Genomic DNA, 14564 nt, shown 5'->3' with positions numbered 1-14564 from the left:
TAACAGATAGAGATTTTTCTCGCGGATGTATCTTTGCTCCATACGGAGAAAGAGCAGGCATAGCCTGAGTACGCGGGACATATATGGAGGCGAATAAAAATGGCAAAGACAATAAAATACGGCGCTGATGCTCGTACAGCTATGGTAGAAGGCGTTAATAAGCTTGCAGATACAGTTAGAGTAACAATCGGACCTAAGGGTAGAAACGTAGTTCTTGATAAGAGCTATGGTGCTCCTACAATCACAAACGATGGTGTTACTATTGCTAAGGAAATTGAGCTTGAGGATGCTTATGAGAACATGGGTGCTCAGCTTGTAAAGGAAGTAGCTACTAAGACAAATGATGTAGCAGGTGATGGTACAACAACAGCTACAGTTCTTGCACAGGCTATGATCAATGAAGGTGTTAAGAACCTTGCAGCAGGTGCTAACCCCATTGTTCTTAGAAAAGGTATGAAAAAGGCTACAGATGCAGCTGTTGCATCAATCAGCAAGATGGCTACAAAGGTTAAGGGCAAGGATCAGATCATGAGAGTTGCTGCTGTATCATCAGGCGATGATGAAGTAGGGCAGATGATCGCTGACGCTATGGAGAAGGTTTCAAACGATGGCGTCATCACAATCGAAGAGTCTAAGACAATGCTTACAGAGCTTGACCTTGTAGAAGGTATGCAGTTCGACCGTGGATATATTTCAGCTTACATGGCTACAGATATGGATAAGATGGAAGCTAACCTTGACGATCCTTTCATTCTTATCACCGATAAGAAGATTTCTAATATCCAGGATATCCTTCCTCTTCTTGAGCAGATTGTTAAGACAGGCTCAAAGCTTCTTATCATTGCTGAGGATGTTGATGGTGAGGCACTTACAACACTTATCGTTAACAAACTTCGTGGTACATTCAATGTAGTAGCTGTTAAGGCTCCCGGCTATGGTGACCGCAGAAAGGCTATGCTTGAGGATATCGCAATCCTTACAGGCGGTAAGGTAATCAGCTCAGACCTTGGTCTTGAACTCAAGGATACAACAATGGATGATCTTGGACGTGCTAAGAGCATCAAGGTTGAGAAGGAGAAGACAACAATCGTTGATGGTCTTGGTGACAAGAAGGATATTCAGGCCAGAGTAGCTCAGATTAAGAAGCAGATTGAGGAGACTACATCTGATTTTGATAGAGAAAAACTTCAGGAGAGACTTGCTAAGCTCGCTGGTGGTGTTGCAGTTATCAGAGTTGGTGCTGCTACAGAGACAGAGATGAAGGAAGCTAAATACCGTATGGAGGATGCTCTCAATGCTACAAGAGCTGCTGTTGAGGAAGGTATCATCTTCGGTGGTGGAAGTGCATACATCCACGCTAGCAAAGATGTTGCTAAACTTGCAGATACTCTTGAAGGCGATGAGAAGACAGGTGCTAAGGTTGTTCTCAAGGCACTTGAGGCTCCTCTTTTCCATATCGCTAACAATGCAGGTCTTGACGGATCAGTAATCGTTAACAAGGTAAAAGAGTCTAAGCAGGGAATCGGTTTCAACGCATATTCAGAAGAGTACGTTGACATGGTTAAGGATGGTATCATCGATCCTGCTAAGGTTACAAGAAGCGCTCTTCAGAACGCTACATCTGTTGCTTCAAGTTTCCTCACAACAGAGGCAGCTGTTGCTACAATCAAAGAGCCCGTACCTCCGATGCCTGCAGGTGGAGCAGGAATGGGAATGATGTAAGCCGCTTGGACAAATACATCAGGAATTAAATATGATATAGAGTGTTAAGCACTTGAAAAAGACAGCTTATCGGAGTAATTCGAAATAAGCTGTCTTTTTTGTGCATTTTTAGCAATTCTTTCTAGTAAATTCAGCAATAATTATGTTGAAAATATTGGCATTATATGCTAATATCTTAAAATAATTTAGAAATATCTAAAATAAATATAGGTAGATATGGACACTAGAGTATGCAAACACTGCCTTCTCAGAGATATAGAGGGCGACGAAAAAGAGATGATAAGCAAATATAAAGACGCCATTATGCCTGAAGACAGAGTGGATGAATCAGAATATGAGAGGCGTCTGGATTTTTGTAAGCAGTGCGACAGGTTGTCGATAGGAACCTGTCTTGTATGTGGCTGCTATGTTGAGCTGAGAGCTTTGGGGATAGCTGCTCATTGTCCTAAGAAGACATGGTAAGAATCACAGTTTTAAGAGGAGGTAATTTACATTGGCTAAACTATTGATTAACAACGAGAGCAAAAAGTCCAGGATTGCACCTGAAATCTATGGTCACTTTTCCGAACACCTTGGCAGATGCATTTACGAGGGACTTTATGTGGGAGAAAACTCAGATATCCCGAATGTAAATGGTATGAGAACAGATGTTGTTGAAGCACTTAAGGAGATGAAGATACCTGTTCTTCGTTGGCCGGGCGGTTGCTTTGCAGATGAGTACCACTGGATGGATGGAATCGGTCCCAAGGAAAAGAGAAAGAAAATGATCAACACCCATTGGGGTGGTGTAGTTGAAGATAACAGCTTTGGTACTCATGAATATTTTGAACTTACTAAGCAGCTTGGATGTAAAACATATGTCAATGCCAACCTTGGTTCAGGCACAGTAAGAGAGATGAGCGAATGGGTTGAGTACATGACATTCAATGGCGTTTCACCCATGGCTGACTTTAGAAAAGAGAATGGTCATGAAGAACCCTGGACTGTTGATTATCTGGGGGTAGGTAACGAGAACTGGGGATGTGGCGGCAATATGAGACCCACCTTCTATGCAGATGAATACAGAAGATATCAGACTTATGTCAGAAATTACAATGGCGCAAAGCCGATTTCAAAGATCTGCTGTGGACCTAACGTAGATGACTATAACTGGACTCAGAAAGTATTAGAGACCTGCTTTGACCATACACCTGCTAATTTCCACGGATTTATGGACGGACTTTCACTCCATTACTATACACTTCCTGAGACTGAGGGAGATTGGAACTTTAAGGGTTCTGCTACTAAATTCACAGAGGAAGTGTTCTATCAGACATTGAAGAGAAGCTTCTATATGGAAGAACTTATCAGAAAGCATGGTGCTATCATGGATCAGTTTGACCCTGATAAGAAGATCGGTCTTATGGTAGATGAATGGGGTATCTGGACAGATGTTGAGCCCGGAACCAATCCCGGATTCCTGTACCAGCAGAATACTATGCGTGATGCTCTTGTAGCCGGAATGAATCTCAATATATTCAATAAGCATTCAGATCGCGTGAAGATGGCATGTATCGCTCAGCTTATAAATGTTCTTCAGTCAGTAATGCTTACTGAAGGCGAGAAGATGATCAAGACACCTACATATTTTGTATTCAAGATGTTCAAATATCATCAGGATGCTAATCTTCTTAGCAGTGAGCTTATAAATAACAGTAGTGTTGGTGAAGGCAAAAATGAGCTTCCTAAGATATTTGAATCAGTTTCTGAGGATGAGCAGGGAGTGATCACAGTAACGCTTACTAACAATTCACTTGAGGCATCTGAAGACATTGAAATTACACTTACAAATGAAGGCTCAAAGTACGACGTTGCAGAAGCTACTGTAGTAACCGGTAAAATGGCTGATCATAACACATTTGAAAATCCGGAAACTGTTAAGGAAGAAGAGTTTAAGAATTACAGCAGAACTGAGAACGGTGTTAAGGTAACAATACCCGCATGTTCAGTGCTTATGCTTCGTCTTAAAAAATAATATATAAAACATAATGACTGTCACATAGTTTACAATGGTATAGATTATCGGAATTTGGTAAAAACTATGTGGCAGTTTTTTATGCTCATTCTTGAACGCTTTTTCAATCAAGAAGTTATACAGTTCTGAATTTCTTATAAAAATAGAAAAGTCAAGATTTGATTAATGCTTCTCACACATCTAAAATAGATATGTGGGTTACGTTATTTAGTTAACAATATTATTTTTATAAGGAGGTATTTTGTATGTCACGTTTTACACTGCCCAGAGATATCTATCATGGGAAAGGCGCACTGGAAGCGTTGAAGACTTTTGAGGGCAAAAGAGCCATCATCTGCACAGGTGGCGGTTCAATGAAAAGGGGTGGATTCCTTCAGAAGGTTGAAGATTACCTGAAGGAAGCAGGAATGGAGATAGAGCTCTTTGAGGGTATTGAGCCTGATCCTTCCGTTGAGACAGTTATGAAGGGTGCTGAAGCTATGCAGAAATTCCAGCCTGACTGGATTGTTGCTATAGGCGGTGGTTCACCCATTGATGCTGCTAAGGCTATGTGGATCAAGTATGAATACCCGGATACCACATTTGAAGATATGTGTAAGGTATTTGGACTTCCGAAGCTTCGCACTAAGGCTAAGTTCTGTGCTATTTCTTCAACATCAGGAACAGCAACAGAGGTTACAGCATTTTCTATCATTACAAATTATCAGCAGGGTATCAAATATCCTATCGCAGATTTTGAGATTACACCTGATGTTGCTATCGTAGATCCCGAGCTTGCGCATACAATGCCCAAGAAGCTTGTGGCTCATACAGGAATGGATGCTATGACACATGCTGTTGAGGCTTATGTATCAACAGCTAACTGTGATTACACAGATCCTCTTGCTATCCATGCGATTGAGATGATCCAGAAATCACTTGTAAAGTCATACAATGAAGATATGGATGCCAGAGATGCTATGCACAATGCTCAGTGTCTTGCTGGTATGGCATTCTCTAATGCTCTTCTTGGCATCGTTCACTCAATGGCACATAAGACAGGTGCTGCTTTTGCTGATCTCGGTGCACATATCATTCACGGTGCAGCAAATGCAATGTATCTTCCTAAGGTTATAGCATTTAATGCTAAGGATGAGACTGCTAAGAAACGCTACGGCGTTATTGCAGATTATATGCATCTTGGTGGAAAAGATGATGACGAGAAGGTTGCACTTCTTATAGATTATCTGCGCAAGATGAATGATGCTCTGAATATTCCTCACAGCATCAATCACTATGGTCCTGACGGACTTCCGGCAGATAAGGGATTTGTACCGGAGGACGTATTCCTTGAGAGACTTCATGACATTGCAGCCAATGCGATTCTTGATGCATGCACAGGCTCCAATCCTCGTCAGCCCAGCCAGGAGGAGATGGAAAAACTTCTTAAGTGCTGCTATTACGATACAGAGGTAGATTTCTAACTACATCTAACACTAATGATTTGCACTTAGTTAGTGAGATATCTCACTAAATACGCAATAAAAAACACTTCCTTTTCATTTCATAAAAACGAGAGGAAGTGTTTTCTTTTTTTTATTTTTGCAGTTGACGATAGCGGTCTTGCAGCTGTTTCATTACTATCTTGTACAGGATGTAGGAGAACACACCAGTTGTGAACCAGGAGAGAGCATCGCCTGCCACAGCAATTGCATAGCTGTTCATTTTCATTGAGACAAATGCGGTCAGAAGCCTGGATACAAGCTCCATAACACCAAGCATCAGAGCAGTTTTTCCATATCCGCAGGCCTGCATGGCATTTCTGTAAATGAATATCATTGCAAGAGGAATATAGAAAAAGGCTGCTTCAGTTATATATATTCTGCTATAAGGAAGATAATCTGCAATATTTACGCCCTTATCAAAGAACATACTTACAATGTATGGCATCGTTATAACACTGAGAATGCCGGTTATCACAGAATATATTATTGAAATCTTCATGGCATCTCTTGTGCCCTGATTAACTCTGTCCAAATCACCTGCGCCATAGTTCTGGCCGACGAAGGCAGCTGTAGTCTGGCCGATGGAAGGCATTCCTGCAGTCATTAGGTTAACAACCTTGCCTGCTGCGGTAAAACCGCCGATAGCAACTGACTTATATATATTTATGGATGCCTGCATAACCATGGTTCCTGAAGCGGTAATTCCAAACTGCAAAGCCATGGGAATACCGATGTTAAGCTGCTTTTTGGCAAAGTCTCTATCAAGTGTCCAGCTGCCCTTCACAGGCTTTAGAATATCCACATTTTTATAAATATAGATTATGCACAATATTGCTGAAGCACCTTGGGAAATATCAGTAGCAAGGGCTGCTCCGAAAGTACCCAGCTTAAAAACTATGATAAATAACAAGTCCAGAACTATGTTCAAAGCAGCAGAAAATATAAGAAAATACAGAGGAGTCTTGCTATTGCCAATCGCCCTCAGAGAGGCTGCAAACAGGTTATATCCAATTAAAGCAATACTGCCTGCACAGATTGTAATAATGTATGCATATGCATAATCATATATATCTTCGGGAGTGTTCATGATATGCAAAAGAGAGGGCATGACCAATACAGCAATCACGGTTACTATAAGTGTGCTGATAAGTCCGAGTATTATGGCATTTACAAAAGCCTTTCTCGTCCCTTCCTTGCTGCCTGCGCCGAATTGATGACTGATAAGAACGGTGTAGCCGGTAGTAAGACCATTAGCAATTCCCATTATCATAAACATGATTGTGCCTGTGGATCCGACCGCAGCAAGTGCCTTTGGGCCGACAAATCGTCCTACTATAACTGTATCGACCATATTGTAAAACTGTTGAAAAATAAATCCCAGAAGAATAGGGATTACAAATTTTAAAAGTATTGGCAGGGGCTTTCCCTCAGTCATTTTTCCATTCATTATGATTCTCCTCTGAATTTGAGCATTGAATATATGCAGTTAGATGATTTTATTCTAATAAAATATCTTTTTCAAGTGCATATATATAAAACAGTTGAAAAGTTTAGATTAAAATAATATAATTTAGAATAATATAAAATAGTTCAGCGAAAAATGAAATACATAAACAGTGATTAACTTATAAGAATAAATATTTTTAGTGATTAACTTATATATTTTAGTAAAGATGGTAGTAATAACAACTGGCTGAACTATTACGAAAACTCAGTATAACAGGGAAGGAATTATGAGCAGAGAAAAAAAGCTTAAATATAATGAACCTTGGATTTTGCAGAGAGCAGATCCTTATGTATTAAAGGCAGATGATGGTTTTTACTATTTTACCGCATCAGTTCCTGAATACGACAAAATTGTACTTAGAAAATCTGCCACATTGGTAGGGCTTGCTGATGCCACGGAGCACGTTCTGTGGACTAAACATGACAGTGGAATTATGAGTAAACATATATGGGCACCTGAGCTTCATAAGGTAATGGGCAAGTGGTATATCTACTTTGCCGGTGGTGAAGAGGAGGACATATGGAAAATAAGGCCGTATGTTCTTGAATGCCAGAGTGAAGATCCTATAGCCGGTCCCTGGATAGAGAAAGGGAAAATGAAATGCGCAGACGATGACGAATTTTCATTCAGGGCATTTTCACTTGACGGTACTGTCTTTGAACATAAGGATAAGTGGTACTACATCTGGGCTGAGAAGGTTGGTGTGGGAAAACAGATATCAAATCTGTACATAGCTGAAATGAAAAGCCCTTATGAATTAAAAACCGTACAGGTACTGCTTACCACTCCTGATTATGATTGGGAGAGAGTCGGATTCTGGGTAAATGAAGGCCCTGCGATTTTAAAAAGGAACGGAAAGATTTTTCTTACTTATTCAGCAAGTGAAACAGGTGTAGCCTACTGCATTGGAATGCTGACAGCAGATGAGAATGCAGATTTGCTTGATCCTAAATCATGGACTAAGGAGCGCTATCCTGTTTTAAAAAGTGATGCTGAGGCAGTTGTTTATGGTCCGGGACACAACTCATTTACTGTTGACGAGGATGGAAATGACATAATGGTCTACCATGCACGGACAGAGACAGAAATAGAGGGTGATCCTCTTTATAACCCCAATCGTCATGCAATGCTTATGAAGATACGTTATGACGAAAAAGGCTATCCGGTATTCTCCTGCAAATAGGAACCGTAATGGAAAAGGAGCGAAATGAATAGAAGATCTTTAATAAACGGACTTGTAATAGCTGCCTTTTTGGGTGCGACCGTCTACAGTGCAACCGGATGCGCAGCTAAAACGGAGACAGTTCCTGAAGAAGTGAATAATACAGAGGAGAATGTTTTGGAGAGAACAACTGAATCAGCAATAAAAACAGGCGTATATAAAAATGCCGTCTGCTGTCACGATCCGCAGATTATTTTGTCTGATGGCACTTACTATATGACAGGAAGTCATCAGATTCTTGCCAAATCTGACGATCTCAAAAACTGGAGCTATATCGGAAATGGCAACAACGTATTTAGCAACCTTTTTTCAGGGGACCTCGATGCCTTCAAATATGTCGGTAAGAATGAGGAAGGCGGTTACTCTGTATGGGCTGCAAATACCTTTTATAACGAGAAGATGAAGAAGTACGTTATGTATTTTTGCACAACATCTTCTTATATCAAATCCAATCTGTGCATGGCTGTTTCCGATGAACCCGGAGGAAAATTTGAATATACCGATACAATCCTGTATTCAGGCTTTACCGGCTCTCATGTTGATGAGACAGACATTTATGATGTGCTTGGAAAAGATGCTGACGTTTCGAGATACCTGAAGCTTGGTGGCTACGATAACAGTCAGTGGCCAAACTGCATAGACCCTGCTGTTTTTACTGATGAAAATGACCGCATGTGGATGGTTTACGGCTCCTGGTCAGGTGGAATATTTCTTTTGGAACTTGATCCTGAGACAGGTAAGCCAATACATCCAATAGATGAAGCTGCAACAGGCGGTGAGGATGCTCCGGATCCATACTATGGCTACAGACTTGCAGGTGGAGGGCACCATGCTATTGAGGGCCCCTACATTACATATTCCAGGGAAAACGGATATTACTATCTTTTTCTATCATATGGTGGACTTACCAGCAATGGCGGATATCAGATCAGGCAGTTTAGAAGTGAAAATCCCACAGGTCCTTACGTTGATGCTGCAGGAAACAGACTGGGCGATGAAGAAAACTATATGAGCTATGGACTTAAAATGATGGGGAATTACACGCTTCCGAGCTTATCTGTGACCTATATGGCACCGGGGGGACAATCAGTATTTCAGGATGAAAAGGGTGACTACTATATTGTTTACCATCAGAGATTTGATGACGGGCAGGAGTTTCACGAGCCAAGAGTGCATAAACTATTCATGACTGAAGACGGCTGGTTTACGGCTGCTCCTTTTGAATATACAGGTGATGAAAGCGTTGATTCTATGTGCAAAGGATCTGATATTACCGGTGAGATGCTGGAAGGAACCTTCTATATCCTGAATCATGGAATTGATGTAAATGACATTGTAAATAAGCCTGTAGAATGTACTTTTAACGCCGGAAGCATAACATCGAAGGAAGGCGAAGATGGTATTAGCGGAACGTATGCATTATCTGACGGAAAAGCTTATGTGTCTCTTAATATAAATGATAAGCACTATGACGGTGTAGCATTTTCCATGACAGATGAAGCCGGAAACAATACGATATGTATATCTGCAAAGGGAGCTGATAACGAGACTGCATGGGCAGTAAAATACCTACAGTAAGCTTATTAATATTCAAGAGTAAATTATATGCAGTTTAAATTTGTTCAAAATTATAAGTTAAAGAGCAAAGAGTCACACTATAGCAATAATGTAAAGTGATAACAGCAAGATTTGATAAGTTTGTTTAAATACACAAAAAGTATTTTATGAATTTGTTAAAAACAACAAAAATGTAAAATGCTTTACAAAAAACTAAAATAATTATTGACGTTCTAAATATCTGTAGTTAAAATTACCATATAAGTTAATCACTTAGTTGATTTTTTAGGAGGATTTGACATGAGAAGGAAATTTTTAGGTATGGCAATGGCAACAGTCATGGGACTTAGTGCTCTGACTGGCTGTGCTACAACTACTGTTGAAGAAGCAGGAGAGGCTGAGAGCACAGAAGCTAAGACAGAGGAAGCTGCAGGGGATGCAGCTGACGCATCTGGTGAAGGTGAAGCGACAGAGTCAGCTGATGCAGCTGAAGGCGAGAGCACAGATGGATCATCTACAGCTTCACTTACAGGTAATGGTGACAAAACACTTCATGTATTCCTTTATATGCAGGAGCATGAGAAGAAAATCTACGAAGATCTTGTAAAGCAGTTCGTGGATGAGCACAAGGACGAGATAAAGGAAGTTGTTTTTGAAGTAACAACACAGGATGAATACAATCAGAAGATGATTGCTAACATGACAGCTAATGACATGCCTGATGTATTCTATGTAGGACCTGCAGCTGTACGTTCTTACGTGGACAATGGTTACGTTCTTCCTCTTGATGATTATGTTGATGCAGATACAATCGGCAAGGTATGGGGAACAACACAGGAAATTTATCGCTATGATGGCAAAAATGTAGGAAGCGGATCTCTCTATGCACTTCCTAAAGATCTTTCATGCTTTGCATTTGCTTATAACCAGGATCTTTTTGATGAAGCAGGCCTTGAGTATCCTGATCCTGAAAAGCCTTATACATATGACGAATTCATCGAAGTATGCGAGAAACTTACTAAAGATAAAGACGGAGATGGTGAGATCGATCAGTGGGGTGTTGCAAATGCAGACCAGTTTGGTATGACTCCTTTCCTTTATTCAAATGGCGTTAAGTTCCTTAATGATGACATGACAAAGGTTAATGTTGCAAACAATGAGCCTCTTAAGGAAGCTCTTACATTCTACACAGACCTTACCAAGAATGGCCTTACTCCTTCAGTTGAGCAGGATACAGCTCTTGGCGGATATCAGAGATGGCTCGATGGACAGGTTGCATTTTATGCATGCGGAACATGGGACGTTGCTGCATTTATGGATGACGCTACATTCCCTTACAAGTGGAACCTTTGCGGATGGCCTGTAGGACCTTCAGGTGATGGCAAGTCACACACATGGATGGGATCAGTTGGTTACTGCGTATCAGCTAACACAGAGAACCCCGACCTTGCAGCACAGCTTGCAGCTAAGCTTTCAACAGATGAAGAGGGACAGAGGGCAGTTTCAGGAATTACAACAGGTGAGTCTATCCAGCTTCCCAATATCACAGATCTTGCATATGGCGAGTTCAAGGATGCTGTAAACAGCGGTAAAGTTCCTTATGCTTCTAATGTAGATGTTATCTTTGGATACTTCGATGGAAACGATCACTATGAAGCAGCTCTCCAGGAAACAGACTATACATACAATGCAGAATGGTTTACACCTTTCTGGTCAGGCGTATTCAACATCAAGAATGGCGACATCTCAGTAGAGGATTATCTGCAGCAGGTTGAGCCTGAGATGCAGGAAGCACTCGATGAAGCAATTGAGCTTCAGAACTCAGCAACAAACTAAAAGTGATCACTTAGCGAGTTTTTTCTAGCTGAGTGCATTATCAGAATAACTTAGCGGGTCCCTTCCGTTTTGGTTGGGACTCGATTTATAAGGGAGCATTATATGGCATCAAAAAAGGTAAAAGTTCGGATGTCTGCAATGGCAAAAAGAGAAGAGCGATGGGCATGGCTTTTTATAGCCGCTCCATTTGTGGGCTTCATGCTTTTTATGGCATACCCGATTGTCTTTGCTCTAATTGCCAGTGCAAGCAAATGGACAGGAATTAACTCATTATGGGGTAACATAGTTGGCCTTAGAAACTACATAAAAATAATAAATGATGTGAAATTCTGGAAAGCTATGGGAACAACCATTATATACATGATCGGTATTCCGATAGGAATGATCCTTGGAATGCTGGTAGCCATGGGGCTCAATCGAAAAATACCCGGCAAGAGAGTATTGACAACAATGTATTATGTGCCTGTTGTTTCGTCACTTGTAGCTGTATCCATTTTGTGGGCATGGGTATTTAACTATGATTATGGGCTTTTGAACGGTATCTATAAAGCACTGACCGGATTGCATGGACCGAACTGGCTTGGCGATGAGGTTATGGTAAAAATATCTCTTATCATATTTATGGTATGGAAGGGACTAGGAGGAACGATTATACTTTATCTTGCAGGTCTTCAGAACATTCCACGCGATTACTATGAAGCGGCCATGATAGATGGAGCTAACAGCTGGGAGAAATTTAAGAACATTACCTTGCCTCTTCTTTCACCTGTAACCTTCTATGTCTTGATAACATCTCTTATCGGAGGCTTCCAGGTGTTCGTAGAGGTTCAGGTCATGACTCCGTCAGGTGGACCTAACTACAGTGCGGCAACAGTAGTATTCTATCTCTATGAAAAGGCGTTCACTAACGGACAGCTTGGCTACGGTAGTGCAGTAGCAGTAATTCTGGCAATAATCATATTCATTATCACGGCTATCAATTTCTGGGGTCAGGATAAATGGGTTAAAACTATAGAGTAAAGGAGGTGTGACAGTTGGAAATGGCATTAAAATCAAACATGAATTCAGAAAACAATAAACGAGCAAAGTCAAGTGCTAAAGACTACCAGACGGATCGTGTCACATCCTCTAAAGAGAAAGTAGTTAACATAATCATCTTCATTTTACTCTTTGCATTTGCAATTACGATGGTGTTCCCGCTTATATATATGGTAGCAACATCATTTATGACTAAAAACCAGATCCTTTCAGGCTCACTGACACTTTTCCCTAATCCTATACTTATAGGAAAGTATAGTCAGGTTCTTGGTAAAGGACAGTTTATATCTGGTATCATCAATACAATAACTGTAGAGATTCCGGTACTATTGATAGGCGGTTTTACCTCATCGCTTGCGGCTTTTGCTTTTGCAAAGCTGAATTTCAGAGGCAAAAATGCCCTGTTTTTGGCCCTTCTTGCGACTATCATGATACCCTTTGCGGTAGTAATGATTCCGCAGTATGTACTTTTTACCAAGTTAGGATGGACCAATTCCCTTGCACCCCTGATCATTCCCGGATGCTTTGGTAATGTCAGCATGATATTCTTCCTTAGACAGAACCTCTATAGCATACCAACTGAGCTTATGGATGCAGCGAAAATAGATGGATGTAACTACTTTGAAATCTACTACAAGATTTTCCTTCCTCTTATGAAAGGTGCTCTCGGAACACAGCTAATGCTGTGGTTCATGGGAATATGGAATGACTATCTTGCACCTACAATTTTCCTTAGAAGTGAAAAACAGTGGACACTTCAGGTTGTCATCAGGTCATTTAATTCCTACTATGCTATTCAAAGCGATTATGCACTTATTATGGCAGCATCTGTAATAGCAATGCTTCCTACATTGGTTCTGTTCTTCCTGTTCCAGAGAGTTATCATTGAATCAATAGCAATAAGTGGAATCAAATAATAATTTTGATTTTGTGAGCTGTCATACTATTTGTATGGCAGCTTTTTTTATAGCATAGCTTTCCTATGCTATAAAAAACACTCCGTGAGGATGCGCACTCGCGCGAAAGGAATATGTTGCATGCTGCAACCGCGCTCGGCGCGAGAATGTCGCGAGCGACATTCTTTTTTATATATATAAATATTATAGTTGAAAAGGCACAAATGATTTAAGTATAATTAGTTTGTCAGCAATTATAATGGTCTTAATCGTTCTGATTCATCAAGGGGGATAATATGAGGGAGAAAATTTTTTCCGTAAGAAAAGAAATCGTGCTAATAGCAGTTTTGCCTGCATTCGTAATCACTATAGCAATGCTGATAACAGGAATAATGTTTATGCGGTCTGGTATGGGAACAGGAGGTATTAAAAGGACTTCTGGCTTCCGCTTATACTTATAAAGATATAGGTAAACAGATAACGGATCGCTCAGCAGGTGATAACTCTGTCGAAACACAGCTTAAACAGGTAGCGGGCTATGATTTCACATGGTTTGATGGAAATACCAGAAAAAATTCTTCCCTAGGAAGTGACGTGATCGGCACAAAAGCTGCAGACACAGTCATACAGGAAGTCATAAATAACGGAAACACATTTACTTCAAAGAATACCCAGGTTGCAGGAACTTCATATTTTGTTGCCTATGTTCCGGTTAAGGATGACACCGGCAAAGTTACATCAATGGCATTTACCGGGGTTTCAAGAAAGTCTGTTGAAAATCAGCTATTTAAATCAACTGTATTTATGCTTCTGATAGGATTTATACTAATGATCATTGCTATTATAGTAGCTGTTAGAGCTGCAATCAGCATGGCAGGTGCGATAAGAGCAATGAATGAAAGTATACAATATCTGTCCAATGGCGAGTTTAAGAAAGCAGACAAATATCTCGACAGAAACGATGAACTCGGAGAAGCTCTTAATAATACGAATTCCCTGATTGATAAGCTTAGTTCAATAGTATCTGACATCAGAACATCTGCACTAACTGTCAATACGTCATCAGCAGAGCTTTCTGAAATGGCTAACAGAATATCACAGACCGCTGAGGATGTTTCAAATGCTGTTCAGGAGATAGCACAGGGGGCAACTCAACAGGCCGGAGAAATACAGAGTGCTGCTGAGAACGTAGTTCTTATCGGTGATGCAGTAGGCAATGTTCAGACTTCAACTCAGAATCTTGATGGACTTGCGCAAAAGATGAAGGATGCATCTGAAGTATCAGGCA

12 protein-coding genes (1 of these 12 running past the window's edge) are annotated in these 14564 nt (G+C 40.6%); 11 read left to right on the top strand and 1 reads right to left on the bottom strand.

Annotation, left to right across the window (positions count from 1 at the left end):
- The first annotated feature begins 99 nt into the window (after window positions 1-99).
- From groL to ACHCNF_RS03925, 4 genes are all read left to right on the top strand, one after another.
- Window positions 100-1722 (top strand): chaperonin GroEL, encoded by a 1623-nt coding sequence (gene groL, locus ACHCNF_RS03940; protein ID WP_408071495.1) that lies wholly within the window; start codon window positions 100-102, stop codon window positions 1720-1722.
- A 216-nt stretch (window positions 1723-1938) separates the two neighbouring features.
- Complete coding sequence (locus ACHCNF_RS03935; protein ID WP_408071494.1) at window positions 1939-2184, top strand: DUF6171 family protein; 246 nt, start codon at window positions 1939-1941, stop codon at window positions 2182-2184.
- Between the two features lie 31 nt (window positions 2185-2215).
- The gene (locus tag ACHCNF_RS03930) at window positions 2216-3736 is read left to right on the top strand and encodes an alpha-N-arabinofuranosidase (RefSeq protein ID WP_408071493.1); all 1521 of its coding nucleotides are present in this window, start codon (window positions 2216-2218) and stop codon (window positions 3734-3736) included.
- Between the two features lie 245 nt (window positions 3737-3981).
- Window positions 3982-5199 (top strand): iron-containing alcohol dehydrogenase, encoded by a 1218-nt coding sequence (locus ACHCNF_RS03925; RefSeq protein ID WP_408071492.1) that lies wholly within the window; start codon window positions 3982-3984, stop codon window positions 5197-5199.
- A gap of 112 nt (window positions 5200-5311) precedes the next feature.
- Here the strand turns inward: ACHCNF_RS03925 and ACHCNF_RS03920 are convergent, their stop codons facing one another.
- Window positions 5312-6667: an MATE family efflux transporter gene (locus ACHCNF_RS03920; protein ID WP_408071491.1), complete on the bottom strand. Its 1356-nt coding sequence runs from the start codon at window positions 6665-6667 to the stop codon at window positions 5312-5314.
- Between the two features lie 286 nt (window positions 6668-6953).
- On the opposite strand from ACHCNF_RS03920, the gene ACHCNF_RS03915 reads away from it, so the two are divergent.
- From ACHCNF_RS03915 to ACHCNF_RS03885, 7 genes are all read left to right on the top strand, one after another.
- Window positions 6954-7910, top strand: a complete 957-nt coding sequence (locus ACHCNF_RS03915) for a glycoside hydrolase family 43 protein (protein ID WP_408071490.1) — start codon at window positions 6954-6956, stop codon at window positions 7908-7910.
- A 24-nt stretch (window positions 7911-7934) separates the two neighbouring features.
- Window positions 7935-9527 (top strand): glycoside hydrolase family 43 protein, encoded by a 1593-nt coding sequence (locus ACHCNF_RS03910; protein ID WP_408071489.1) that lies wholly within the window; start codon window positions 7935-7937, stop codon window positions 9525-9527.
- 279 nt (window positions 9528-9806) lie between these two features.
- Window positions 9807-11342: an ABC transporter substrate-binding protein gene (locus ACHCNF_RS03905; RefSeq protein ID WP_408071488.1), complete on the top strand. Its 1536-nt coding sequence runs from the start codon at window positions 9807-9809 to the stop codon at window positions 11340-11342.
- Between the two features lie 102 nt (window positions 11343-11444).
- A complete protein-coding gene (locus ACHCNF_RS03900; RefSeq protein WP_408071487.1) occupies window positions 11445-12362 on the top strand; it encodes a carbohydrate ABC transporter permease in 918 nt (305 codons plus the stop codon).
- 20 nt (window positions 12363-12382) lie between these two features.
- Complete coding sequence (locus tag ACHCNF_RS03895; protein WP_408071486.1) at window positions 12383-13297, top strand: carbohydrate ABC transporter permease; 915 nt, start codon at window positions 12383-12385, stop codon at window positions 13295-13297.
- A gap of 275 nt (window positions 13298-13572) precedes the next feature.
- A complete protein-coding gene (locus ACHCNF_RS03890) occupies window positions 13573-13737 on the top strand; it encodes a hypothetical protein (protein ID WP_408071485.1) in 165 nt (54 codons plus the stop codon).
- Window positions 13682-14564, top strand: the 5' portion of a protein-coding gene (locus ACHCNF_RS03885; protein WP_408072188.1) for a methyl-accepting chemotaxis protein. It continues 653 nt past the right edge of the window; only the first 883 of its 1536 coding nucleotides appear in the window; the start codon lies at window positions 13682-13684; the stop codon falls past the right edge of the window. The genes ACHCNF_RS03890 and ACHCNF_RS03885 overlap by 56 nt, the downstream gene beginning before the upstream one ends.

The sequence above is a fragment of the Butyrivibrio sp. NATIVEDY162 genome (genome assembly GCF_045999815.1).
GTDB lineage: Bacteria > Bacillota > Clostridia > Lachnospirales > Lachnospiraceae > Butyrivibrio.
Note: the sequence above shows the minus strand (reverse complement) of the source record. Positions and strands in the feature narration are given on the sequence as shown.

Bases quoted from the DNA above. Each gene is read 5' to 3' on its own strand.
- ACHCNF_RS03935 (WP_408071494.1), top strand. From the start codon at position 1,939: ATGGACACTAGAGTATGCAAACACTGCCTTCTCAGAGATATAGAGGGC.
- ACHCNF_RS03920 (WP_408071491.1), bottom strand. From the start codon at position 6,667: ATGAATGGAAAAATGACTGAGGGAAAGCCCCTGCCAATACTTTTAAAA.
- ACHCNF_RS03905 (WP_408071488.1), top strand. From the start codon at position 9,807: ATGAGAAGGAAATTTTTAGGTATGGCAATGGCAACAGTCATGGGACTT.
- ACHCNF_RS03915 (WP_408071490.1), top strand. From the start codon at position 6,954: ATGAGCAGAGAAAAAAAGCTTAAATATAATGAACCTTGGATTTTGCAG.
- ACHCNF_RS03910 (WP_408071489.1), top strand. From the start codon at position 7,935: ATGAATAGAAGATCTTTAATAAACGGACTTGTAATAGCTGCCTTTTTG.
- ACHCNF_RS03900 (WP_408071487.1), top strand. From the start codon at position 11,445: ATGGCATCAAAAAAGGTAAAAGTTCGGATGTCTGCAATGGCAAAAAGA.
- ACHCNF_RS03890 (WP_408071485.1), top strand. From the start codon at position 13,573: ATGAGGGAGAAAATTTTTTCCGTAAGAAAAGAAATCGTGCTAATAGCA.
- ACHCNF_RS03925 (WP_408071492.1), top strand. From the start codon at position 3,982: ATGTCACGTTTTACACTGCCCAGAGATATCTATCATGGGAAAGGCGCA.
- groL (WP_408071495.1), top strand. From the start codon at position 100: ATGGCAAAGACAATAAAATACGGCGCTGATGCTCGTACAGCTATGGTA.
- ACHCNF_RS03895 (WP_408071486.1), top strand. From the start codon at position 12,383: ATGGCATTAAAATCAAACATGAATTCAGAAAACAATAAACGAGCAAAG.